Source organism: Gordonia soli NBRC 108243 (genome assembly GCF_000334455.1).
Classification (GTDB): Bacteria; Actinomycetota; Actinomycetes; order Mycobacteriales; family Mycobacteriaceae; genus Gordonia; species Gordonia soli.
The window spans coordinates 157,595-180,919 of record NZ_BANX01000002.1 but is presented as its reverse complement, the minus strand read 5'-3'; the positions used below and the strand labels follow the sequence as shown (position 1 = coordinate 180,919).

At 68.9% G+C, this 23,325-nt stretch carries 26 protein-coding genes; 16 read left to right on the top strand and 10 right to left on the bottom strand.

Features of this window, described 5'->3' with window-relative positions; genetic code table 11:
• Window positions 1-138 precede the first annotated feature (138 nt).
• A complete protein-coding gene (abmR, locus tag GS4_RS01350; protein WP_007616722.1) occupies window positions 139-657 on the top strand; it encodes an ATP-binding transcription factor AbmR in 519 nt (172 codons plus the stop codon).
• 126 nt (window positions 658-783) lie between these two features.
• Complete coding sequence (locus tag GS4_RS01345; protein ID WP_007616720.1) at window positions 784-2,040, top strand: acyl-CoA dehydrogenase family protein; 1,257 nt, start codon at window positions 784-786, stop codon at window positions 2,038-2,040.
• 112 nt (window positions 2,041-2,152) lie between these two features.
• Here the strand turns inward: GS4_RS01345 and GS4_RS01340 are convergent, their stop codons facing one another.
• Both GS4_RS01340 and GS4_RS01335 read right to left on the bottom strand, forming a co-directional pair.
• A complete protein-coding gene (locus tag GS4_RS01340) occupies window positions 2,153-2,635 on the bottom strand; it encodes a hypothetical protein (RefSeq protein ID WP_007616708.1) in 483 nt (160 codons plus the stop codon).
• The gene (locus GS4_RS01335; protein ID WP_007616707.1) at window positions 2,632-3,369 is read right to left on the bottom strand and encodes an RNA polymerase sigma factor; all 738 of its coding nucleotides are present in this window, start codon (window positions 3,367-3,369) and stop codon (window positions 2,632-2,634) included. The genes GS4_RS01340 and GS4_RS01335 overlap by 4 nt, the downstream gene beginning before the upstream one ends.
• Before the next feature lie 184 nt (window positions 3,370-3,553).
• Here GS4_RS01335 and GS4_RS01330 point away from each other — a divergent pair, with 184 nt between their 5' ends.
• The 7 genes from GS4_RS01330 to GS4_RS01300 all read left to right on the top strand — a co-directional run bounded on the left by GS4_RS01330 (window position 3,554) and on the right by GS4_RS01300 (window position 7,876).
• On the top strand, window positions 3,554-4,057 hold the full coding sequence (locus tag GS4_RS01330; protein WP_007616706.1) for an Asp23/Gls24 family envelope stress response protein: 504 nt from the start codon (window positions 3,554-3,556) through the stop codon (window positions 4,055-4,057).
• Entirely contained in the window at window positions 4,057-4,428 is a 372-nt protein-coding gene (locus tag GS4_RS01325; RefSeq protein ID WP_007616705.1) for a hypothetical protein, read from the top strand. The genes GS4_RS01330 and GS4_RS01325 overlap by 1 nt, the downstream gene beginning before the upstream one ends.
• Entirely contained in the window at window positions 4,425-4,607 is a 183-nt protein-coding gene (locus GS4_RS01320; RefSeq protein WP_007616704.1) for a hypothetical protein, read from the top strand. Before GS4_RS01325 ends, GS4_RS01320 begins: the two co-directional genes overlap by 4 nt.
• A complete protein-coding gene (locus GS4_RS01315) occupies window positions 4,600-5,103 on the top strand; it encodes an Asp23/Gls24 family envelope stress response protein (RefSeq protein WP_007616703.1) in 504 nt (167 codons plus the stop codon). Before GS4_RS01320 ends, GS4_RS01315 begins: the two co-directional genes overlap by 8 nt.
• Window positions 5,100-5,753: an Asp23/Gls24 family envelope stress response protein gene (locus GS4_RS01310; RefSeq protein WP_007616701.1), complete on the top strand. Its 654-nt coding sequence runs from the start codon at window positions 5,100-5,102 to the stop codon at window positions 5,751-5,753. The genes GS4_RS01315 and GS4_RS01310 overlap by 4 nt, the downstream gene beginning before the upstream one ends.
• A complete protein-coding gene (locus tag GS4_RS01305) occupies window positions 5,750-6,307 on the top strand; it encodes a hypothetical protein (RefSeq protein ID WP_007616699.1) in 558 nt (185 codons plus the stop codon). Before GS4_RS01310 ends, GS4_RS01305 begins: the two co-directional genes overlap by 4 nt.
• 183 nt (window positions 6,308-6,490) lie before the next feature.
• The gene (locus tag GS4_RS01300) at window positions 6,491-7,876 is read left to right on the top strand and encodes a wax ester/triacylglycerol synthase domain-containing protein (protein WP_007616697.1); all 1,386 of its coding nucleotides are present in this window, start codon (window positions 6,491-6,493) and stop codon (window positions 7,874-7,876) included.
• Here GS4_RS01300 and GS4_RS01295 read toward each other — a convergent pair.
• The 3 genes from GS4_RS01295 to GS4_RS01285 form a co-directional block, all read right to left on the bottom strand.
• Window positions 7,840-8,181 carry a cupin domain-containing protein gene (locus tag GS4_RS01295; protein WP_007616695.1) on the bottom strand — a complete coding sequence of 114 codons (342 nt, stop codon included), beginning with the start codon at window positions 8,179-8,181 and terminating at the stop codon, window positions 7,840-7,842. The genes GS4_RS01300 and GS4_RS01295 overlap by 37 nt on opposite strands.
• The gene (locus tag GS4_RS01290) at window positions 8,178-9,095 is read right to left on the bottom strand and encodes a hypothetical protein (protein WP_007616693.1); all 918 of its coding nucleotides are present in this window, start codon (window positions 9,093-9,095) and stop codon (window positions 8,178-8,180) included. The genes GS4_RS01295 and GS4_RS01290 overlap by 4 nt, the downstream gene beginning before the upstream one ends.
• A 143-nt stretch (window positions 9,096-9,238) precedes the next feature.
• Window positions 9,239-9,811 (bottom strand): HhH-GPD-type base excision DNA repair protein, encoded by a 573-nt coding sequence (locus GS4_RS01285; RefSeq protein ID WP_007616691.1) that lies wholly within the window; start codon window positions 9,809-9,811, stop codon window positions 9,239-9,241.
• A gap of 33 nt (window positions 9,812-9,844) precedes the next feature.
• On the opposite strand from GS4_RS01285, the gene GS4_RS01280 reads away from it, so the two are divergent.
• Both GS4_RS01280 and GS4_RS01275 read left to right on the top strand, forming a co-directional pair.
• On the top strand, window positions 9,845-10,375 hold the full coding sequence (locus GS4_RS01280; RefSeq protein ID WP_007616690.1) for a hypothetical protein: 531 nt from the start codon (window positions 9,845-9,847) through the stop codon (window positions 10,373-10,375).
• Window positions 10,376-10,615: 240 nt separating this feature from the next.
• Window positions 10,616-12,091 (top strand): sugar porter family MFS transporter, encoded by a 1,476-nt coding sequence (locus GS4_RS01275; protein ID WP_007616689.1) that lies wholly within the window; start codon window positions 10,616-10,618, stop codon window positions 12,089-12,091.
• Window positions 12,092-12,170: 79 nt separating this feature from the next.
• On the opposite strand, the gene GS4_RS01270 is transcribed toward GS4_RS01275, so the two are convergent.
• From GS4_RS01270 to GS4_RS01255, 4 genes are all read right to left on the bottom strand, one after another.
• Window positions 12,171-12,887, bottom strand: a complete 717-nt coding sequence (locus GS4_RS01270) for a lysoplasmalogenase family protein (RefSeq protein WP_007616687.1) — start codon at window positions 12,885-12,887, stop codon at window positions 12,171-12,173.
• Window positions 12,884-14,173, bottom strand: a complete 1,290-nt coding sequence (locus tag GS4_RS01265) for a lipase family protein (protein ID WP_007616685.1) — start codon at window positions 14,171-14,173, stop codon at window positions 12,884-12,886. The genes GS4_RS01270 and GS4_RS01265 overlap by 4 nt, the downstream gene beginning before the upstream one ends.
• Window positions 14,174-14,309: 136 nt before the next feature.
• On the bottom strand, window positions 14,310-15,128 hold the full coding sequence (locus tag GS4_RS01260) for a hypothetical protein (protein WP_007616683.1): 819 nt from the start codon (window positions 15,126-15,128) through the stop codon (window positions 14,310-14,312).
• Between the two features lie 341 nt (window positions 15,129-15,469).
• On the bottom strand, window positions 15,470-16,327 hold the full coding sequence (locus GS4_RS01255; RefSeq protein ID WP_439644578.1) for an Rv1157c family protein: 858 nt from the start codon (window positions 16,325-16,327) through the stop codon (window positions 15,470-15,472).
• 421 nt (window positions 16,328-16,748) lie between these two features.
• Between GS4_RS01255 and GS4_RS01250 the strand changes: the two genes are divergently transcribed.
• The 4 genes from GS4_RS01250 to GS4_RS01235 are packed head-to-tail and all read left to right on the top strand — an operon-like array spanning window position 16,749 to window position 20,997.
• Window positions 16,749-17,852 (top strand): thiamine ABC transporter substrate-binding protein, encoded by a 1,104-nt coding sequence (locus GS4_RS01250; RefSeq protein WP_007616673.1) that lies wholly within the window; start codon window positions 16,749-16,751, stop codon window positions 17,850-17,852.
• Complete coding sequence (locus tag GS4_RS01245; protein WP_007616670.1) at window positions 17,849-19,456, top strand: ABC transporter permease; 1,608 nt, start codon at window positions 17,849-17,851, stop codon at window positions 19,454-19,456. The genes GS4_RS01250 and GS4_RS01245 overlap by 4 nt, the downstream gene beginning before the upstream one ends.
• Before the next feature lie 15 nt (window positions 19,457-19,471).
• Window positions 19,472-20,575, top strand: coding sequence for an ABC transporter ATP-binding protein (locus GS4_RS01240; protein WP_007616668.1), 1,104 nt, complete (start codon window positions 19,472-19,474; stop codon window positions 20,573-20,575).
• Window positions 20,572-20,997 (top strand): (deoxy)nucleoside triphosphate pyrophosphohydrolase, encoded by a 426-nt coding sequence (locus GS4_RS01235; protein ID WP_007616666.1) that lies wholly within the window; start codon window positions 20,572-20,574, stop codon window positions 20,995-20,997. The genes GS4_RS01240 and GS4_RS01235 overlap by 4 nt, the downstream gene beginning before the upstream one ends.
• 42 nt (window positions 20,998-21,039) lie before the next feature.
• On the opposite strand, the gene GS4_RS25815 is transcribed toward GS4_RS01235, so the two are convergent.
• The gene (locus tag GS4_RS25815) at window positions 21,040-21,216 is read right to left on the bottom strand and encodes a hypothetical protein (RefSeq protein WP_007616664.1); all 177 of its coding nucleotides are present in this window, start codon (window positions 21,214-21,216) and stop codon (window positions 21,040-21,042) included.
• A gap of 183 nt (window positions 21,217-21,399) precedes the next feature.
• Between GS4_RS25815 and typA the strand changes: the two genes are divergently transcribed.
• A complete protein-coding gene (gene typA / locus GS4_RS01230) occupies window positions 21,400-23,310 on the top strand; it encodes a translational GTPase TypA (protein ID WP_007616659.1) in 1,911 nt (636 codons plus the stop codon).
• Window positions 23,311-23,325 lie beyond the last annotated feature (15 nt).

Sequence of the window (23,325 nt, the reverse complement as noted above, 5' to 3'; positions counted from 1 at the left end):
GCACAGTCGGCAACGTCATGACCATTAAGACACTTCGCCCGCGCTCGCCGGACGTCGGGGCCCGGGACTGCGGAACCGTCGCGCACACCGCGATTACGTGCTATCAATTATTACAAGTAATCAATCGAGAAGGCGGCCATGTCCGACACCGAGCAGAGCGTGACCGGGTGGTTCAGCGGGCGACTGCCGGACGACCTGTTCATCGGTGCACCCGAGATCCGGGTGGACCGCGAAGAGATCACCGTGATCGGCACCATCGAGCCTCCGTCGGCCGATGGGGACGTCGACGACCCGAGCCGCCGCGAGGCCGAGTCCGGCCGTATCGCGCGGTTCCGCGAGGAGACCCGCGCGGCCCGCATGGAGGTCGCCCGTGAAGCGGAGCACCGATTCGATCGCAAGGTCGCCTGGGGAGTCCGATGTGGTGAGAGCTCACAACTCTTCACCCATCTGGCGGTGCCGGTGATGACCCGACTTCGTCAACCGCAACGCCAGGTACTCGACATCCTGGTGTCCGCCGGTGTCGCGCGGAGCCGGGCCGACGCACTGTCGTGGTGCGTGAAACTCGTCGGGCAACACACGGATTCGTGGCTGACCGATCTGCGCGACGCGATGTCACGGGTCAACGAGGTCCGCGACGCGGGCCCCGGCGTCGACTGATCGGGAACCGTCACGACGGCCGTCGGCGGATCGGCGGTTTCGGTCAGCGCGCGTAGAACGGTGGTCGGTGCCGGGGTGGCTGGACAGACTGTGCGACGACCTACCGTCTGTTGAGAGGACCCCTCGGTGACACCGACCGCCGCGACCGCCGGACCCACGAGCACCGCATCCGCGGGCACCCCCACCGCATCAGACGGCGCGGAGCCGTACACCGACGCGCAGCTGGACGCGATCTTCGCGCCGATCTTCGCCCGGATCGCCGCGGGAGCGGTGCAGCGCGAGGTCGATCGCACCCTCACCCACGACGAGATCGGCTGGCTGCAGGAGGCGAAGTTCGGGTCGTTGCGCGTCCCGGTCGAGTTCGGCGGCTACGGGGCCTCCATCCGTCAGCTCTTCCGTCTCCTCGTCGACCTCGCCGCCGCGGAATCGAACCTCCCGCAGGCCCTGCGGGTGCACTGGTTCTTCGTCGAGGACCTGCTGTTGTCTACCGACGTCGCGTCACGCGAACGCTGGTTGCGTGCGGTCTCGGAGGGAAGCCTGGTCGGCAACGCCATCACCGAGCCGGGAGTCGGAGCGGTCGATCGTTACCGGACGACCATCGTGGCCGACGGTGACGGCTACCGCGTCGACGGCACGAAGTACTACTCGACGGGCAGCCTCTATGCCGATCACATCCTGGTGGCCGGTGACAAGGACTGCGAGCGCGTGGCGGTGCTGGTGGACGGGGACGCCGACGGGGTCACCCAGCACGACGACTGGGACGGTTTCGGGCAGCGCCTGACGGCGAGCGGCACCACCGAGTTCAGCAAGGTCCGCATCCCGGCGGACCGCTTCCTCGGGCCCGGCTACGGTGAGCCGGGACGTACGTTCTCGACCGCGTACCTCCAGCTGGTGCAGTTGGCCGTGCTCGCCGGGATCGCGCAGCGTGCCACCGACGACGCCGTCGTCTGGGTCCGGGACCGCACCCGCACCTACACGCACGGCTCGGCCGATCTCCCACGCGAGGATCCGCTGGTGCAGCAGGTGATCGGTCGACTGTCGTCGGCCGCCTACACCGCTCGCACCCTCGTGCTCGACATCGCCTCGCAGCTCGACGACCTGACCGCCGGAGCCCAGGACGACGCCGCCGTCGACAAGGTGGAGTTCGACGTCGCACGCGCGCAGAACGCCGTCATCACCACGGTTCTCGATGCGACCACGCAACTGTTCGAGGTCGGTGGTGCGTCGATCACCTCGGAGCGACTGCGCCTGGATCGCCACTGGCGCAATGCGCGCACCATCTCTGTGCACAATCCGTTGATCTTCAAGCTCCGCGCGATCGGAGACCACATCCTCAACGGCGCCGACCTTCCCTATGCGTGGAGCGCCGGCGCGCGCAGCTGAGACCGTGGACCGGCTCTCGTGAACTGACGACGACGCGGCGGGCACGCCCGGGTCACTCCGGGCGGGCCCGCCGCGTCGCGTCAGCGACCGGTATGCGTCCGCGAATGCCGGCTCAGTTCAACCACTCCCGCGAGTAGACGTCCTGCCAGCGGATGTGGATAGCCCGCCGTGCGGCGGCGGTCACGTGCGTGCCCAGCGTCTCCTCGAGGACGTCGTCGGTGACATCGCGGATGCGGCCGGACATGGTCGCCAGGTCGTCGTGATAGCGGGCGACGAGTCCGATCCGGATCGCGGTCATCTCGGTGCCGGCACCGTCGACCGCGACGAAGACCACCAGTCTGCCGAGATCGCTGCGGATTCGCGTGGCGAGTACCTGTTTGAGAACGCGGTCGCTGATCGTGATGCCGTCGATGTCCGAATCGAGGTCGCGGGCCGGTCGCCGAGCTCGGTCGAGCCCTCCTGAGATCCGCGAGATCAACTTGCGCACATCGTCGTCGGGTTCGGCGAGTCCCCGGCTCGCCGACACCAACCAGGCGTCCGTGGCGTCGGGTTCGTCATCGTCGAGGTGCGCGCCGCCGACCCAGATGTCGCTCATGCTCGGGCTCCTCTCCGGTGTGTGTCCTGATGATCGTCCGACGCCTCACCCTGAGATGTGTAATCACGTGGTGCCGCTCCGGGCCGCCAGGGTTCGAGACGTGTGGACAGGTATTTGCGACTGCGCTGGAGGTGTCCGCGCACCGAGCCGACCGAGATCTGCAGGACCCGGGAGATCTCGACGAGCGCCAGGCCTTCGACCTCCCGCAGCCACCAGACCGACCGCGACGTGGAGGGCAGGGCGGTCAACTCCGACCTGAGCGCATCGACCAGGGACGTGGTGATCACCTGCTCGGCGGGCATGGGTTCGGGTGCCGCCAGGTCGACAAAGCGTTCGTCGGCGGTCGGGATGTCCCTCCTGCGCCGCAGGTGATCGGCCAGCCTACGGTGCGCGATGGCGAACATCCAGGTGCGGAAGGTGCTCCGGAACGCGAAATCGGGCAGGCTCTTCCACGCGTCCAGCAGGGTCTCCTGCGCAAGATCCTCGGCGATCGCTGGATCGTCGACCATCCGCCGCAGGTAGCGCAGCAGGATCGGCGACATGCGTGCCACGAGGATGCCGAATGCCTCTTGGTCGCCGACGGCCGCGGCCCCGGCGAGCTCGTCGTCGGACAGCTCATCCAGGGCGAGATGGGGTTCGGACCCGACCGCGGTGCGCCGCGACCGTCGGCGGGCGACCGAATCGAGGCTGTGACCGAGTTCACTCGGCTTCTCGCGTGCACTTTCGGGCTTCACTACGAACCAACCATATACAGGGTCGTCAAGACACCATCGCTGTTCGCGAAGTAGCTCGACGGCCCCGAGGGAGATGGACGATCACCATCATCGATCGCGATGCCGGTGACGACACCGACCGCCGACCAGGTACGCCGACAGCCTCGGCGTCGACGCAGTGCATATGACGAACGAAGGAGTTCAGATGTCCGATACTGCCGCTTCCACCACCGCGGGCGACGAGACCACCACCACCGGTGCGGCCGCGACCAGCGGTTCCAACAAGGGCCTGGCACTCGCGAAGAACGAGAACGCTCTGGTCGGCGATCGGGGCCGCACCTCCATCGCCGACACCGTCGTAGCCAAGATCGCCGGAATCGCGACCCGTGAGGTCGACGGCGTACACGATGTGGGCGGCAGCGCCGAGCGCCTCGTCGGAAGGGTCCGCGACTACGTTCCCGGCACCTCGACCAGCACCACCCAGGGCATCTCGGTGGAGGTCGGCGAACGGCAGGCCGCCGTCGACATCGGCATAGTCGCCGAGTACGGCGTCGCCATCCACCAGCTCGCCGCGGCGATCCGACGGAATGTCATCGCCGCCATCGAGCAGATGACCGGTCTCGAGGTGACCGAGGTCAACGTCACCGTCCACGACATCTCCTTCGGCGAGGACGACACCACCGGCACGGACTCACCGCGAGTGCAGTGATGAACGACGCCGCGACGTCCGGGGGTTCGGCCGACTCGGCCGCACAGCGGATCGCCGATGCCGTCCTCGCGGTGCCCGGCGTCGCCGGGCTCCACGGGGGAGTCTTCGGTGAGATCGCGACCTACCTACCCGGTGGTCGGGTCAGTGGGGTCGCGCTCACCGATTCCGACGGCGAGATCCACATCGTCGTCGACTCGACGACGGACCTGCTGGCCATCGCCGACCGCGCACGGGATGCCGCGGCGGCGGTCGCGGGCCTCCCGATCTCGGTGACCGTCGAGGACATCGCCGCCCCCGGGCAGCCGCTGCCGCCGGCCCCCGACGATCAGAACCCTGCAACCAGCCCTACCTCACGAGGTGAACGATCATGACCAACAACGCAACCATCGGACTGCTGGCGGGCCTGCTGCTCGCCATCGCGGTGACCACCGGAGGCTTCGGTGGATTCGTGCTGGCGATCCTCCTCGGCGGGATCGGCCTCGCCCTGGGGCTCCAGCGCGATGGCGCAGTCGATCTCGGGGCTCTGTTGCGGAGCCGGAACCGTGGCTGAGTCGGCCACCGTCGAACGCGGTGTCGACGACATCGACCCCCGCAGCGTCGGCACGGCAGCGCCGGCCGCCGCCAGCGATCGGGGAGCGGTGGTCATCGCGAACCGGGTGGGCGAGAAGATCGCCGCGCGCGTGGCACTGGACGTCGACGGCGTGGTGGCCCACCAGGCCGGACTGGGGTCAGTACTCGGTGGCGCGGTCCCCGGTCGGGCCGTCGTCGGCACCGACTATCCCCAGGCGCGGGTCGACATGTCGCAGACTGCGCCGACGGTCGGCCTCACCGTTGCACTCGACTGGCCGTGCGCGGTCACCGATGTATGTCGCGAGGTGCGCCGGCGGGTTGCCGACGAACTGACCCGTCTCACCGGGATCCGTCCGGGACGTGTCGATGTGGTGGTGGCGCAGCTCATCTCGGAAACCACCCGGCGGGGGAACCGCTCACCGTCGGGCTATGTGGAGATCCCGGCCTCGCCGACCACCGACGGAGGTGACCGATGACCACGGCTCAGGCACACGAATCGCAGGGAGACGAGGCCCAGACGGTCACCGGACCCGCAGAGACGACCGCCGACAAGACCGGGGTCATCAGCAAGACCGCCGACACCAACGACGAGAAGGTCTACGCGCCGTCGGCGAACCCGTCGGCCGCAGTGGCCGGGGTGTTCGTGGGCCTGGCACTCCTGGGGCTGGCCGTGGTGGCTGTCCGCGACCTCCTCGTCCGAGTCGGATGGGTCGATGGAGAGGAATGGCTGCACACCACGGCGGTCCAGATCGCCGGACTGCAGTGGTGGGACTGGATGTGGGCCGCCGCAATCGGATCGGTCCTCGTCGGTGGGCTCTTGGTGCTCAGCGCGCTCCGGCCACGCCGGCGGACACATGTGAGCCTGGCCGGTTACGAGGTCCTGTGGACCCGACGTGGCGATGTCGCGCGCCGGTGCAGTACCGCTGTGCTCGCCGAACCGGGAGTCGAACACGCGACCACCGTCGTCGGGCGACGCCGCGTGGCACTGACGGTGACCGCCGCACGTCCGGACGCGGTCGACACAGACGTCCTGAGATCGATCGTCGACGGAGTGCTCGCCGACCTCGATCGTCGTCCACGCGTGAAGATCCGGGTTGTCGCCCGGGATCGGGGTGATCGTCGATGAACCGTCTGCCTGCTGCACTGCACCGAATCTCGGTCGGACTGATCGGACTCCTGCTGCTCGTCGTCGGGATCGGTGCGATCCTGTGGCGTGCCGGCGTCGAACCGGTCGTCGGGTGGATCGACCGATTCGACGCGGACGCGCCCCGGCGGATCGTCGAAACCGATTGGTGGGCTGCGGTCCTGGTGGGTGTCGTGCTGATCGCCACCCTCTGGGGATGGCGACTGATCGTCTCCCGGATCCGTCCAGGCCGGGTCGCCGACCTCGTGCTGGACGGCAGCGACGGTGACGGCGCGATGACCATCGCGCCGAAGCTGATCGCCGCCGCGGTCGCCGACGACCTGCGGAAGAACACGATCTTCGACCGGGTGGCAGCCACCGCCACCGACGACCGGGGACGCAAGATCATCCGACTCACGGTGACCGCGCCACCCACCCACTCCTACCCGGAGATCGCCGCGATGGTCGGCGACGCGGTCGAGGACATCCGCACCGCCGTCGACGGTTCCGATGTACATGTCCAGGCGCTGGTGCACCTGGAGAAGAGACGAGGCTGACCGGTCTTCGGATCGGTCGGCGTCGGACGGGCCCCGGTGAGCCGGGGGAGGATTGCCCGGGCCCGTCCGCACGTCGGGGGCGTACTCGGCGACCTGCTGGGCAATCTCTGCGGCCTCCGGCCTGCTGGAACATCTCTGCGGCCGCCGGCCTGCTGGACCACCCGGCGCACTAGCGTGGTTCGGATGAACCGTCTGGCCGACGCCGATGCGCGGTCGTTCTGGATCTCCGAGCGGATGCGGACCGATCAGTTCCTGCTGTACACGTTCGTCGCGACCGATGTCCCCGTGTCGGCGACCGCCGCGCATTTGCGTCGGTGTGCGTCCTCGGTTCCCGACCTCTGTCTCCGGATCGTCGAGACACCCGCAGATCTCGACCGTCCGTACTGGGTGCGTGCACACCCTGCCGCCGATCAGGTCCGGGTCGTCGACCCCGCCGAACCGATGCGGTGGCAGGACTGTCTCGATCTCGTCGCCGGGCTCGAGGCCGACCAGCTCGATCCGCGTCGCGAGGCGTGGCGACTGCACGTGATCGGACCCGTGAACGACTCCCGTCGCGATCGGACGGAGCAGGTCGTGGTCGTCGTCCTGCAGGTGGTGCACGCGCTGGGTGACGGTCGGCGGACGGCACGCATCGCGCGCGAGCTCTTCGCCGAAGCTGCCGAGGGCGCCGGCGAGATGGAGTCGAGACCGTCGGCGCGACAGCGTCTCCTGTGGGCCTCGGCGACGGCTACGCGAGCAGTCGCGGCAGGCGTCGGTGTCCTGACGCTGCCGGTGCGGCTCGCCGGCATGGTGGCATCTGGTCTCCGTGCGTATCGGGTGTCCCGAAGTGACTCGCCGGCGCAGTTCGCCGGAGTGCCGCCGAGTCCGTTGAACACCCCGCCGGGACGAGATCGGGTGCTCCGGACCCTGGTCGTGGACCGGCGAGAGCTGTCGGCGTTCCCGACCGTGACCGTCGCCGCCCTGACCGCGATCTCGATCGCGTTGACGGAGGGCCTCGGCGAACAGACCCGATCGGCGGTGGAGTTGACCATCGGCCGTCCCGGATCGGCGCGGGCGCGCAATCACTTCCGCACCGCGGGGGTCGACCTGCACATCGACACAACAGATCTCCGGCGCCGTGCGGATCTCATCGCGTCCGGGATCGCGGCAGCACGCGCCCGCGACGACTCGCCGTTGCGTCGGGCACAGCGGCGCGCAGGAGCGTGGACACCGGCCGCACTGGTGCATCGCGACCTGCGCGGGTTCGACCTGGTTCGCCGCCCCGATCGCGTCACCGGGGTGACGGTGGTGTCGTCGGTGAACCGCGGTCCGGCCGACCTGACGCTGGGCGGCGGGCAGGTGACATCGACCGCCGGATTCCCGGCCCTGTCGCCTGCGCAGGGGCTGACCCACGGCGTGCACGGAATTGGCGACACCGTCACCATCTCGGTGGTCACCTCGCGTGCGGTGCTACCGAATCCGGATGAGTACGTGCAGATCCTCGACCGCGCACTCCGTCGATGTACAGACCTCGGGACGGATGGCGGTTCGGCTCAGGACCCGGATCCGGCCTCGCCGATCTCGACGTAGAGACGTGTCCACGGCTGGTCGTCGATCAGCTCCCACTCGTGCCCGCCGCCGGTGGTGTCGCGGGCGAGCAACACATCACCGGGAGACAGCACGAACTGCTCGCCGCGGCGGGTGGTGAAACGCAGTGTCCCGGTGAGGGTCACCACGTACTGATCGCACGGCGCATCGTGCCAGCCGAGTGAGCCACCGGCGGGGGTGACCGCGCTGTGGATGGTGCGCACCGCGTGGCGGTCGATCTCGAGTTCACGTTCGGTGAACCGACTCTCGCCGGCGTCGTCGGTCCAGATCTCGACGAGTCGACTCACTCGAACGAGTGCCCGTTGCGCGACGTCTCGCGGTGGTCGTCGGAGGTGGAGCCGCCGGACCCGCGCGGCGTGCGGGTGAGCCGCTTGGGCAACTTGTCGGCGAGTCCACCCAGCGGCGCGACGCTCTGGTTCAGCAGATCCACGGTCTCGGCCAACTCGTGCACCGTGTCCTGCATGGTCAGCAGGTTCGGTGCGAGCTTGCTGATGACCTCGGTCAGCTCGGTGATCCGGTCCAGCGGTCCGCCGGGCGCGATGGCGCGTTCGACTGCACCGTCCTCACCGACCAACTGGTCGAGGAGGCCGCCGTCGTCGGCGAGACGGTCGAGGATGCCACCGGGCGAGGTCACCTTCTCCAGCACCCCGTCCGGCGAGGTGAGCTTGTCGACGATGCCTCCCTCGGAGGTCAGCCTCTCCAGGATGCCCTCGTTCTCGGTGAACTGATCGACCACTCCGCCCGGACGCGTGAGACGGTCGAGCGGTCCGTCCTTGGCGGTCAACCGCACCAGGATCCCGTCTTCCTGGGTCATCTGGTCGAGTAGACCGCCCGACGCCGTGAGCTTCTCGAGCAAGCCATCCGGTGCGGTGAGCCGATCCACCACTCCGTCGGGATTCAGCAGACGTTCGAGCGGTCCGCCGACCGCGAGTGCGCGTCCGATCGGCCGCTCGGGTCCGAGCAGTTCACCGAGGTGGTTGAGCAGTGCCATCGGGGTCCGCGCGCCCAACTCGCTGCCCGGGACGCCGAGCACCGAGCCGACCTCCTGTTGCACGCTGGTGGCCGTCAGCCGGGCGATGGTCACCGCGGACTCCGCAGCGGTGAGCACCACGCCGGTGATCGCGAAGCCGATCCGGACCGGGACCTCGGCGACGCCGCGAACCGCCGCGGCCACGTCTGGCGCGGCGCCGCCAGATCGCATGACGCCTGCGGTCTCCCGGTGCTCGGCAGCGGTCGTCGTGCGGCGCGATACGGACTTCGACGCGTTCATGCCTCGACCCTAGGTCACCGTCGACGCATCCGGGAGTACCCGCGCGAAATCAGCCATCGGCGAATGGCACGATGTCAGCCGTCCTGGGCTTTTGCTGCCGCCTTGGCCGCTTTCTTGAAGTCACGCACCTTCTGCAGGGACTCCGGATCGCGGACGTCGGCCACCGACCGGAAGCCCTTCTTGCCGTAGTCGCCGACGACCGTCGTCCATCCGCTGGGTTTCACGTCGAGTTGCTTGGCCAGCAGCGCGGTGAAGATCTTGGCCTTCTGGTCGCCGAAACCGGGGAGCGCTCGGACGCGATCGAAGAGCTGCTTGCCCGAGGTGGCCGTCGTCCAGATCGACGCGGTGTCGCCGTCATACTCGTCGACCACGGTCTGGGCGAGCGACTGCACTCGGCCGGCCATCGAGCGCCCGTATCGGTGGATCGCCGGGGGAGTGGCACAGAGATCGGCGAAGGACTCCGGCTCCGCTGCCGCGATCGCCTCGGGATCCATGCTGCCGAACCGGTCCCGGATCTTCGCCGGGCCGGCGAACGCACGTTCCATCGGGAACTGCTGGTCCAGCAGCATCCCGATGAGGAGCGCGAACGGGTCGGTGGACAACAGTTCGTCGGCAGCGACGTCCTGGGCAATCTGGAGTTTCGCCATGAGGACATAGTAGGCAGCCCTACACTCGCCCCCATGTCGAACGCAGCCACCGGACGTGCCCCGATCTCCCGGCGACGACGACAGGGGGCGATCGCGGCGACGATCTGTGCCGGCGCCGCCGTGGTCACCACGGTCACTGCCGGTGGCGCGACCGCGGTCCCGGAGTACTCCAACTACCAACTCGCGACGACGGTGCGGTGTGATGTGCCGGACCCGTGGCCCACCAATCGGCCGGTTCCGGTGTCGGTCGATGTGTTCACCGGTATCCAGCACCCCGCCGATGGGCTTCCTGGACCGGCCATCTCGCTCATCGGATCCGACCGTCGTCAGCCCGGCGCCCTGGAGTACACGTCCGAGACGACGGTGAAGTGGAAGAACCTCACCACCGGCCGGACCGGGTCGGTGCTGGTGCCCACGCGCGGACGGTCGCTGACGTGGGGGGTCGTGCTGCACCCCGGTCGTGGACCGGTGGCGTTCACCATCCGGCAGAAGGTCGGTGCCCTCGCCGGGGTTCCGATGGTCAACCCGCAGTACTCGACCTGCTCGGGTCGCGCGACCGCCTGACCCACAGCCGGTCCCGGTCCAGCCGTTGCCGGGGCCTGGTGGTGGGGCCCGCGGCGTCCCGATGTCCGGTGGGGCGCACCGTCTCGGCGCGCGGGACGACGACACATCGATACCGAAACGTGTGTACCGATATGCGCGGATGGGAACACCCGGCCGAGTAGATTGAGGCACGGCTCGACCAGATCGATCTCAGCGTCGTCCCCCCGGCGCGCAGGGCAACCGGACAGTGAGGTCACGGACATGTCTGACATACAACGGCGCGACGTCGCCGAACAGCACACCGCGAAGGTCATCGGGGTCTCGGTGGCCGCCGCGGTCGGCGGATTCCTCTTCGGTTTCGACAGCTCGGTCATCAACGGCGCGGTCAACTCGATCGAGGACAACTTCAAGCTGGGCAGTCTGTTCACCGGATTCGCAGTCGCGATCGCGCTGCTCGGCTGTGCACTCGGCGCGTGGTTCGCCGGCCGGCTCGCCGACGTCTGGGGCCGCAAGCGGGTGATGCTCTTGGGCTCAGCGCTTTTCATCATCTCCTCGATCGGTACCGGCTTCACGCAGACCATCCCCGACCTGTTGATCTGGCGCGTCCTCGGCGGCATCGGCATCGGCATCGCCTCGGTGATCGCGCCCGCCTACATCTCGGAGATAGCGCCCGCCCGGTACCGGGGCTCACTGGCGTCGATGCAACAGCTGGCGATCACCCTGGGCATCTTCGCGGCGCTGCTGTCGGACACGCTGCTGCAGGATGCTGCCGGTGGTCCAGAGCAGAACCTCTGGTGGGGGCTGGAGGCCTGGCGGTGGATGTTCCTGGTCGGCGTGGTGCCCGCGATCGTGTACGGCCTGCTGGCACTGACGATCCCGGAGTCGCCGCGCTATCTCGTCGGTCGCAACCGAGACGACGAGGCCGCGCGCATCCTGCAGGAGGTCACCGGCGAGGAGAACCCGCTGGAGCGGGTCAAGGAGATCAAGCTCACCGTCAAACGCGAGGCGCGATCGTCGATCCGCGACATCACCGGACCGTCCTTCGGCCTGCATCCGCTGGTGTGGGTGGGTATCTGGCTCGCCGTGTTCCAGCAGTTCGTCGGCATCAACGCGATCTTCTACTACTCCACCACGCTGTGGGAGTCGGTCGGCTTCAGCACGAGTGAGTCGTTCAAGACGTCGGTGATCACCGCGGTCATCAACGTCGCGATGACCTTTGTCGCCATCCTGTTCGTCGACCGCATCGGCAGGCGGAAGTTGTTGCTGGCCGGTTCGATCGGCATGTTCATCGGCCTGCTGCTGGCGTGTATCGCGTTCACCCAGCAGATCGGTGAGGGCGAGGACATCACGCTGCCTGATCCATGGGGTGTGATCGCCCTGATCGGCGCGAACCTCTTCGTCATCGCCTTCGCGGCGACGTGGGGGCCGGTCATGTGGGTCATGTTGGGCGAGATGTTCCCCAACAGCATCCGCGGTGTCGCGCTGGGCGTCTGCACCGCGGCCAACTGGATTGCCAACTTCACCATCTCGATGCTCTTCCCGCAGATGACCAAGTTGGTCGGGCTCGGCTGGATCTACGGGTTCTTCGCCTTCTGCGCCGCGGCGTCGTTCTTCTACGTGCTCCGAAAGGTCCGGGAGACCAAGGGTCTCGAGCTGGAGGACATGGACTCGGAGGCCGCATCCCGTCTCTCGGAGCTGGAGGCCATGCGGGCGGCCAAGAGCCAGCCCGGCAGCTGATCAGTCCGGGAGGGCTTCCCACACAGATCGAGCCGCGACGCACAGCGCGTCGCGGCTCGATTGCTGTCTGTCGCAGGTGTCACCGAGGGGACGTCGGCCGCAGCAGGCCGCGGACCAGCAGCCATTGGGCGGCGAAGTAGGTTGCGAGCACCCAGCCCTCGGCGACCGTACGGGATTGCCGGTCGCGCAGCAGGTGCCGACGGTTGAGGATCGAGAGGTCGGATGCGAGGAACGCCCACCCGCCGCGGCGGAGCCCGACCTCGCCGGTGTCGGCGGCCAGTGCCGACATCGTCGCCAGGGTGTTGCCGTACGCGCCCAACACCGGCAGCAGGGCCGGGCGATGGATCGCCATCACCGTCGCCGACTCGCCCAGCAGAGCCATCCGGGGGAGGAGCCGACGGAAACGGGGGCGGGCACCGCGACGCCACAGCGCCGCCGAATAGCTCAGTTGCGCACCGGCGAAGACGCCGGCTCCCCGCTTCAGCGCGCGGTCTCGTTCCGGCCCCTCCTCGGTGAACTCCTCGATCAGCATCAGCCGGTCGCCGACCGTCGAGAAGGCGACGGCCGACGCGACGAGTGCGAGGTCGACCGGCGCAAGGCGCTCCCTCGCGCGGACGATCTCGGCGCCGAGGACGATCAACGGGACGGGTTTGGTCACCGCGGCGACCGACTTCGATGAGACCGCGCCGGTGACGGTGGCTGCCGCCGCCGCGACCAGATATGCGGCGCCGACGGTCCGCGGTCCGGGACCGTCGACGATCGCGAGCAGGCGATCGCGGGCGGTGGACCTCGTCACCGTCCCAGGGACTTCGACACGAAGGTCCGGGTCTCCTGATCGGCCAGCGCATTCGACTGCTGGGCGGTCAACGTCAGGTAGGTCCGCGCGGTGACCTTGCGATCACCCAATTGGGCGTCGTTGAGGTACTTCAGGGTCATCGGGACCACGACACCGTCGTCGTGGATGCTCTGGGCGAGCAACAGCGGCCGGGTGAACCCCGTGGTCGGGAGTGCCAACGCGGAACCGAGTTCGCCGGCCAGGGCGCGGTTCTCGGCGATCGGGGTGCGGAAGAGCGAGCCGATCCGGAGTCCGGCCACCTGTCGGGTGAGATCGTCGGCGCAGGTCGATGCGGCCTTGCCCAGCCAGCTCTTGCCGGTGTCGGTGAGCAGGTCGGCGACCTTGAGGTCGGGACGGGCGTTGCGGATCGCGGTGAGCGTGTAGAGCACGTCGGACGAGATCGCCGCCGGCAGCGCGGTCGACGTCGGCCCCAGGTTGGTCATGACGGTGTCCAGCGACGCCGGGATCGAGGAGACCGCCGAACCCTTGAAGTCGAGGGTCGATCCCTGCAGACTCGGGGCGCTGCGGGCCAGTTCGATTGCTGCCGAGGCGCCTTGGGACCGGCCGACGGCAACCCAGCTGCGGGACAGCCGGTCTCCGACGTCGCGACCTGCTCGGACGGCATCGACGATGTTCTTGGCGGTTGCCTTGATGTCGAAGTACTGCGGGGTGCCGGGTGTTCCGAGGCCGGCGTAGTCGGTCGTGACGACGGCGTACTTCCGGGAGAGCCACTCGCGGATCTGGTCGGTGTCCTCGCTGACCGGTCGCACCGATGGTGCGCATCGATCGGCGAGACCCCGCGAACCGTGCGCCCACGCGACGATCGGCCATCCGCCGGCCGGTGGTGTGCCCTTGGGGACGAAAAGGGTTCCGGTCGACAGGTGGGGTGAGGCGTCGGCGGCGCTGCTCCAGTAGGTGAAGAGGCTTCCGCTGGCCGCGCCTGCCACGAGCCGGCGAGCGGGGAGGTCGCGGTTGGCGTGTACCGCACCGGCACGCTGTCCTGGGCCGCGACGATCGACCGCGGCAGCCGCGTTGTCGTTCAGGGTCGTGTCGGTGCCTGCGGTCCCGGTCGTGGTCGTGCCGCTCGTGCCGTCTGTGGTCGACGAGGTCGTCGACGTCCCACCCTGGGCGTCGTCGGGTGCGGCGACGGCGGTCGCCTGCGGCGCCACGCCGACCACGGCACAGGCGACGGCGGCGACCAACAGGCGCCTGGGGAGGCGGCGCGGGACACGGCGATGGATGGTCATGGTTCCTGTCTTCGTCAGAGGGGGCGTCGGATCACCGTGGAGGTCGCGGGACTCGACCGGGGAGTGTGAGGTGGGGGGTCGTGGCCTGGTCGATCGGGTCGCCGGGTTCGGGACGACGCATGATCGGGCATGGAGGTCAGGCGTTGACGATGCCGACCGCGGGGAGGAAGAAGCAGGACCGGTTGCCGTTGTTCACGCTGCCGAAGACCGCCGACAGCACCGTGCCGTTGCCGGTCTTGACCGGAGCGAGACGGATGTTGGACAGCAGCGGGAGCGCGGCGGTGACAGGTCCCTTGGCGACCGGCGCGAGGTCGGCGAACCCGCCCTGCAGCGTGGTGGTGTTGAACCATGCGACGCGCACGCTGCCGGGATCGGTGGTACCGGAACCGGCGGTGGTGGCGGGGACGAACGCGTAGGCGGTCTCACCGTTGTCGACGAGGTTGAGCTTGGGCAGCGTGACCCCGGGGATGGGGAACGGCAGAGCCGGTTCCTTCGCCAGCGGCCATGGCCCACGGACCGCGCCGGCTCCGGCGGTCACCAGACCGAGGGGGTTGTCCGGCGTGGGTGCTTGGCAGAACGGCGCCACCGACGGGGTAAGCGGCTGGATGCCGAGGAGTTTGAGGATGGCGAGCGGATCACTCTGGGCCACGGGCACACCGGGCACCTTCGCGGCGACCTGCTGGGAGGAGAGCTGTCCGGCGCTGCCGATGATGGCCTGCGCGGCCGACAATGCCATCTTGTCGACACCGGCTGCTTTCAGCATCCGCACGGCGGCGGCGAGCTCGGAATCGAAGGGGATGGCCGGCCAGGTGATCGTCGTCGGGGCGACGGGTTCGGCGGATGCGGTGGCCGGGAGACCGAACGCCGCTGCGGCACCGATGACCACGCCGACGACGCTGGCGCGCAGACGGCGACGGAGTCGGGAGGTCGGTGAGAACGGGGAAGTGCTGGACATTGTCTCTCCTCGAACCGAGACACCTGCCCCACGGCATAGCGTGTGGCAGGTGTGACAGATGGTGTTCAAGTTAAAAGAGAGCATGAACGGTCCGCGATTCTCAAGTCGTGAGTCCGACCTGTGACGTCGCCGCGACCAAGAGGCGACCGATGGGAGTGAAACCCCAGGTCGACGCGTGGTCGGGTGTAGATCGACGACCGACGCGCGGAAACGGCTCGGCGCCCTCGCGCCCTCGCGCCCGGTGTCGCACGCAACGAATCACACAACGGATCGCGCATGACGAAACCCCCGGCATCGAAGCTCGATGCCGGGGGCTCGGTGACTGCGGTGCGGACGCCTCGTCAGACGATCGCGACGCCGATCGTCGGTGCGATGGTGCAGGTGATGGCCCGCTTGTCGGTCTTGGTGGTCAGGTCGCCGTAGATGGTCGAGATGATGCGACCCTTGCCAGTGCGGGCGATCCCGGTGAACGTGCCCGGTCCGTCCTTGACGTTGATCTTCGGGTTGCGCTTGAGCTGCTGCTGGCCCGTGCGGCCGGTGTCGATGTTCAGCCAGCTCACCCAGAGCTTGCGCGCCGGGTTGTCCAGCGCCGGCCCGGTGCCGAGGCTCGTGTAGACGTACCCGGCCTCGCCGCGCTTCGGCCCTGGTGCGGGCGCATCCTGCGGTCCGGCGGTGAGGAGCGCGCGGCCCAGCGAGAACGAACCGTTCGCGAAGCAACCGAACCCGAGTGTCGGGTAGAGGAATTCCTGGATCTTGGGAGCCTTGGGGCCCCGCGGGATCTCCGGATCGCCCGGCTTGGTCTCGGCGGCCTGCTGGCGGGCGAGCTGCTGGCGTCCCGGTTCGCCCAGGAAGTCGATGACCTTCTTCCATGCGGTCGCGGCCTGGGGCGGCAGCCCCGGCGCGGCAGCGAGGGTCTTGGCCTGCGACAGCAACTGCGCGTTGACCTTGCCGTCCGGGCCGGGGGTGGCGACCGAGCCGATGATCGCCGGCGCGAAGGCGCCCAGCGAATCGAGGGTGCGCTTGTCGACCTTCGGGTGCGCGGGGATCTGCTGCGGTGCGGCGTGGGCCGCGGTCGGCATCGCGAGCGCCGCTGCGGCGGCGAATGCGGTCATCGTGACGACCATCCCGCGCCGTCCGCGACGATCGGTCGACGGGTGAGATCGGCGTGCACGCTGGCTCATCGGCCGGGGGAGACGCACTGGCAACAGTCCTATCGTCGTAGGTGTGCGCCGGTCGTCGCCGCACACTCCGCTGTCGTGTCCTGGACGCCCCCAAGTGCTCGTCCGATGCGGGACCCGAGACCTCGAAAAGACGGTCTCCCGGTTGGTGGAACCCGACCCGTGTCGGGCAGTCGAGAACCCGCCCCGCAGGGGCGTCGGATCATTGTAAGCACCCATGGCAAACAGGTGCCGTCCAGGGAGCGTACTGCGCGAAACGGTGACTGAAGTGACTGTTGATACAATTGTTACTGATGTTACCGGATGATCCGCCGCTCCGCAGCGCACGGGTGGTCACCTGGTTAGATCGCAGAGGACTCCATCGACGACTCCGTCCGACAGACCGACTCCACACCGACGCGGGCAAGCCACGACGTGTGATCGACCGAGGGGACATCTGGTGATGCCGACGCGACCATCCGGGACAGGATCCCGTGATCCGCAGGACCATCCGACCGCCGACCGTGGACACCGAGGCGTCCGACGCCGTCTCCGTGGTGCCACGGTCATCGCCGCCGTCGCCGCGGTGGCGGCGACCGTCCTCGCCGCGTGTTCGGACGACACCAGTTCCGGAGCCGAGGTCACCCTGCTGACCCACGACTCGTTCACCCTGCCCGACTCGGTCTTCGACGCCTTCCGTCAGCAAACCGGCCTCACCCTCAAGGTGGTGCGCTCCGGTGACGCCGGTCAGTTGGCGTCGACCGTGTCGCTGACCCCCGGGTCACCGAAGGCCGATGCCGTGTTCGGCATCGACAACACCTTTGCCTCCCGCCCGATCGAGGCGAAGGCGCTGGAGAGCTACCGATCTCCGTTGGCCGCCAACGGATCGGCCGACTACGCGGTCCCGGATTCCGACGATCAGCTCACCGCCGTCGATCGCGGTGACGTCTGTCTGAACGTGGACGACTCCTGGTACTCCGACCGCGGGCTCGCCGCGCCGCAGAGCCTCCGCGATCTGACCGAGCCCCGGTACCGCGACCAGGCCGTGTTGCTGGATCCCGCCACCTCGTCGCCGGGTCTCGGATTCCTGCTCGCCACCATCGGTACCGACCAGCGCGGCTGGCGGGACTACTGGAGCAAGGTCACCGCCAACGGCGCGTCGATCGTGTCCGGGTGGGAGATCGCTTACAACCAACTGTTCAGCGCCGGAGAGGGCAAGGGCGCGAAACCGATCGTGGTCTCGTACGCGTCGTCGCCTGCCGCGACACCGGGAACCAGCGCGATCCTCGACAGCTGCTTCCGGCAGGTCGAATACGTCGGGATCCTCAGGGGGACCCGCAACCTCGACGGCGCGCGGAAGCTCGTCGACTTCCTGCTGAGCGAGACGGTGCAGCGTGAACTGCCCGACTCGATGTACGTCTACCCGGTGCAGCGCGATACCCCGCTGCCCGACGGCTGGCAGGCCAGGGCGCCGGTCCCGCGGTGGACGATCAACCTCCCGCCGACCTACATCGCGGCCAATCGTGAGCAGTGGCTCCAGCAGTGGCGCGAGGCCGTCGGGAGGTGACAGTCGCGACCCGCCTCGGCCGATGGGCCGTGGTCGCCGTCCCGGTGGTGTTCGTCGCGGTCCTGTTCGGCTGGCCGCTCGTCACGCTGGTGCGGCGTGCCGTCGACACCGGCAGCGACGTCGGCCTCGCCGAACTGCTCTCGCGCACGAACGCCGTCGCGCTGCTGGGGGTGACCCTCGGTCAGGCCGCGCTGTCGACGGTCGCCGCGGTCGTGGTGGCGATCCCCATCGTCTGGGTCGTCGCGCGTGTCGAGTTCCCGGGGGCAGGCATCCTCCTCGTCCTCGTGACCGTCCCTTTCGTGTTGCCGACCGTGGTGGTCGGCATCGCATTCCGTGCCCTGCTCGACGGTCCGCTCGGGTTCACCGGGATCGGTTCGGGACTGTGGGCGATCGTCGCGGCGCACGTCTTCCTCAATGTCGCAGTCGTCGTCCGCGTCGTCTCGGCGGCCTGGCGGTCGCTCGACCCGCGTGTCGAAGAAGCGGCACGCACGCTCGGCGCATCCCGCTTCCGGGCGTTCGCCGGGGTCGTCGCACCGCGCCTGCTTCCGGCGGTCGGTGCGGCGTCCGCGCTCGTGTTCCTTTTCTGCTCCACCAGTTTCGGTGTGGTCGTGATCCTCGGCAACGGCGTCGTACGCACCCTCGAGACCGAGATCTACACACAGGCGATCGGCTACTTCCGCATCCCGGAGGCGGTCGCGCTGTCCATGCTGCAGATCGTGGTTGTCATCGCTGCACTGGTGCTCACCCGGTTCTTCGGAGACCCGGTCGCCGATCGCACCCCTGGCCGGCTCGGCGCACGTCGCCGTCCACGCGGGTGGGGATGGATGCCGGTCGCCGGTGCCGTCGCCTGGATCGCCGTCGTGCTGGTCGGCCCGATCGCGGTCTTGGTGGTGCGGTCGGTCCGTCCACGCGTCGGCGGTGCGTGGACCCTGGACGGCTACCGGTCGCTCGGTACCTCGGTCAACGGGGTGTCGCCGCTCGAGACGCTCGGTTACTCGGTGGGCACTGCTGCCGCAGCGATGGCGATCGCGTTGCTGATCGGTGTGCCGGCCGCCGTCGGATTGCACCGGGCCCGGGGTGCAGCCGGGGCGGTCGGTGACGTCGTCGCCATGGTCCCGCTCGGGATCAGCGCGGTGACACTGGGTTTCGGCTATCTGCTGCTGCTGGCCACCATGCCCACCGACGTTGCCGCATCGCCCCTGGTCATCCCATGTGTGCAGGCGTTGATCGCGATACCCGTCGTCGTCCGGATACTGGTGCCGGCCCTGCGGTCGGTGTCGCCGCGACTCCGTGACGCGGCGGCCGCGCTCGGTGCGTCACCGCGGCGGGTCTTCATGACCGTCGACCTTCCGCTGATCGGCCGGTCACTGACCGCGGCAGGCGGATTCGCCTTCGTCATGGCTCTCGGTGAGTTCGGTGCGACCAGCTTTCTGGCGCGGGCGGACACCACGACCCTGCCCGTGCTCATCGGCTCCGCGCTGAACCGGCCCGGAGCCGACAACCTGGCCACCGCGATGGCCGCCTCGACCCTGCTCGTGATCGCGACCGCGCTGGCGATCGCCGTCGTGGAGATCTTCCGGCCACGATCGGGCGGGCTGATCTAGGTGGGAGAGAGCGGGATGCTGGTCGTCGAGGGAGTTCGTGTCGCATACGGCGAGGATGTGGTGATCGACGGGCTCGACTGGCGTCCGGGAGCCGGGATCGACGGCGCCGCAACGGCCGTGACCGCGCTGCTCGGACCGTCGGGATGCGGGAAGTCGACCCTGCTGCGAGCCATCGCCGGACTCGAGAAGCCATCCGCCGGGCGGATCACATTCGGTGGTCGCGACCTCGCGGACCTGCCGACGCATCGACGCGATTTCGGGGTGGTCTTCCAGGACGGTCAGCTCTTTCCAGGCAGGACGGTCGCCGCGAACGTCGGGTACGGGCTGCGGATGCGCGGATGGTCCCGGTCGGCGATCCGCGACCGCGTCGCCGAGGTGTTGGAACTCGTCTCGCTGCCCGACCTCGCGGATCGACCGGCCGACGAGTTGTCGGGTGGTCAGGCACAGCGGGTCGCGTTGGCCCGCGCGCTCGCGCCCCGGCCCCGACTGCTGCTGCTCGACGAGCCACTCGCCGCACTCGACCGCCGCCTGCGTGATCGACTCGCCGCCGACATCGCGCACATCGTGCGGGAGTCGGGGACACCGACGATCCTGGTCACCCACGACCACACCGAGGCCGCGGTGATGGCCGACGACGTATCGGTCATGCGCGACGGGGCCATCGTCCAGTCGGCGGCCCCGATGATGTTGTGGCGCAATCCGGTCGATGAGTGGACCGCCCGATTCCTCGGCTGCACGACGGTGATCGCCGCGGAATCGGTCGGCGGGGTCGCGCCGACCTCGTTCGGCGAGATCGTGACCGGCCGCGCGGATGGGATCGTGCACCTCGGTTTCCGCCCGGAGTCGCTGCGGGCGGGGGCGGTGCCCGACGAGGGTGTCGATCCGGCCCGGGACAGGTCATCTTCTGTCGGGGTGGTCGCCCGCGTCGCGGTGCTGCCGTCGGGGCCGCGGGTGTACGTCGAGCCCGACGTAGTCGGTGTCGGTCTCGGAACGTCGGGTGCGGATGCCGGTGCTCCCGACGTGCACGGTGTCGATGCCATCGGCGACGAGGGTGTCGCAGTCGGGGACCGGGTGGCCGTCACGGCCATCCCGGAACGTGTCGCGGTGATCGGCCCATGAGCGCCGCCGGCCCGGTCCGACTCGTCGTCGCCGGGGCGATCATCGACCTCGAGAACCGATCACTGCTCCTCGCGCGGCGTCGATACCCTGCCGAGGTCGCCGGGTTGTGGGAGCTGCCGGGCGGCAAGGTCGAGGTCGGGGAGACCCCGGAGCGAGCCCTGCGTCGGGAACTGGCCGAGGAACTGGGCATCGACGTGGAGGTGGGTGGACGGATCGGCCCGGAGGTCGCGTTGCGCGCCGACCTGGTCCTCATCGCGTTGACCGCCCGCGTGGTGTCGGGGACCGCGACGCCGACCGAGCACAGCGCGGTCCGCTGGGTGGACGGTGCCGGGCTGTCGGCGATGGCGTCCGAGGGAGAACTCGTCCCGGCCGACGCCGTCTGGGTGTCCGACCTGATCGAGGAACTGGCCCGAAGGGCCTGACGGAGATCGTCCCGGCCGGCCGACCGCCGGTCGGCATGACGATCAGGCCGCGCGGGCCTTCTTCAGCGCTTTGGTCAGCTGCTTCTTCGACATGTCCGAGGTGTCGAGCTTGCGCATCCGGTGGACGACGACCGGGCATCGGACGCAGCGCGTCGAACTCCGACAACATTTCTTCTTGGGCTTCAGTCCGCCGACCTTCTCCGGTTTCACCTTGCCCATGGGCGCAGATTAGCAGGCCCGCCGACGGCCTCCACACGGCGTGATTCCGCTCTCAGCGCACCTACCGATACCCTATGAGGGTTGACCGACCGTCGGTGCACGCCTGGCGCGGCCCGCCGACCACCGACACGTCCATGCCGACGTGTCCACTCACCGACCACCTCCGCAGGAAAGTAGATCTCAGTGAGCGCTGCCCCCGAATTCCGCAACGTCGCCATCGTGGCGCACGTCGACCATGGCAAGACCACCCTGGTCGACGCCATGCTGCGTCAGTCCGGTGTGTTCGGCGAGCGCGCCGAGCTCGTCGACCGCGTGATGGACTCCGGTGACCTCGAGCGCGAGAAGGGCATCACCATCCTCGCGAAGAACACCGCGGTGCACCGGCGTCAGCCGGACGGCACCGAGGTGATCATCAACGTCATCGACACCCCCGGTCACGCCGACTTCGGCGGTGAGGTCGAGCGCGGCCTGTCGATGGTCGACGGCGTGGTGCTGCTGGTCGACGCGTCGGAGGGGCCGCTGCCCCAGACGCGCTTCGTGCTCCGCAAGGCGCTGGCCGCGTCGCTGCCGGTGATCCTGGTGGTGAACAAGACCGACCGTCCCGACGCCCGCATCCAGGAGGTCGTCGACGAGAGTCAGGACCTGCTCCTCGACCTCGCCTCCGATCTGGACGACGAGGCCGCACAGGCCGCCGAGCTGGCGCTGGACCTGCCGGTCCTCTACGCATCGGGTCGCGCGGGTATCGCCAGCACCGAGCAGCCCGCCGACGGCGAGGTGCCCGCGGGCGAGAACCTCGACCCCTTCTTCGACGTCCTGCTCCAGCACGTCCCGGCACCCAAGGGCGACGCCGAGGCCCCGCTGCAGGCGCACGTCACCAACCTCGACGCCTCCGCCTTCCTCGGCCGCCTGGCGCTGGTCCGCATCCACAACGGCACCCTCCGCAAGGGGCAGCAGATCTCGTGGTGCCGTGAGGTCGACGGTGAGCCGACTGTCGAGCGCGCCAAGATCACCGAGTTGCTCGCCACCGTCGGCGTCGACCGCGCACCCGCCGAGTCCGCGCAGGCCGGCGACATCGTGGCCGTCGCGGGTATGCCCGAGATCATGATCGGCGACACCCTCGCCGACCTCGAGAACCCGGTGCCGCTGCCGCGTATCACCGTCGACGAGCCGGCCATCTCGGTCACCGTGGGCACCAACAGCTCGCCGCTGGCCGGCCGGGTGTCGGGGCACAAGCTCACCGCCCGCATGGTGAAGTCGCGCCTGGACTCCGAACTCATCGGCAACGTGTCGCTCCGTGTCCTCGACATCGGCCGCCCCGACGCCTGGGAGGTCCAGGGCCGAGGCGAGCTCGCGCTGGCCATCCTCGTCGAGCAGATGCGTCGTGAGGGCTTCGAGCTGACCGTCGGCAAGCCGCAGGTGGTCACCCGCAAGGTCGACGGCAAGGTCCAGGAGCCGTTCGAGCATCTGACCGTCGACGTCCCCGAGGAGTACCTCGGCGCGGTCACGCAGCTGTTGGCCGCCCGCAAGGGACGCATGGAACAGATGAACAACCACGGCACCGGTTGGGTCCGGATGGAGTTCATCGTGCCCTCGCGCGGCCTGATCGGGTTCCGCACCGACTTCCTCACCGAGACCCGCGGCACCGGCATCGCCAACGCCGTGTTCGACGGGTACGACTCCTGGGCGGGTGAGATCCGTGCCCGCCACACCGGCTCGTTGGTCAGCGACCGGACCGGTACGGTCACCCCGTTCGCGATGATCCAGCTCGCCGACCGCGGCACCTTCTTCGTGGAGCCCGGCGCCGACACCTACGAGGGCATGGTCGTCGGCATCAACCCGCGTGCCGAGGACCTCGACATCAACGTGACCCGCGAGAAGAAGCTGACCAACATGCGTCAGTCCTCGGCCGATGTCATGGAGACGCTGGCCAAGCCGATGCAGCTCGACCTCGAAGGTGCGATGGAGTTCTGCTCCGGCGACGAGTGCGTCGAGGTCACCCCCGAGGTGGTCCGTGTGCGTAAGGTGCATCTCGATGCATCGACCCGCGCCCGTGAGCGCTCGCGCGCCAAGTCGCGCGACCAGGCGGTCGGGTAGATCGGTAGCAATGCC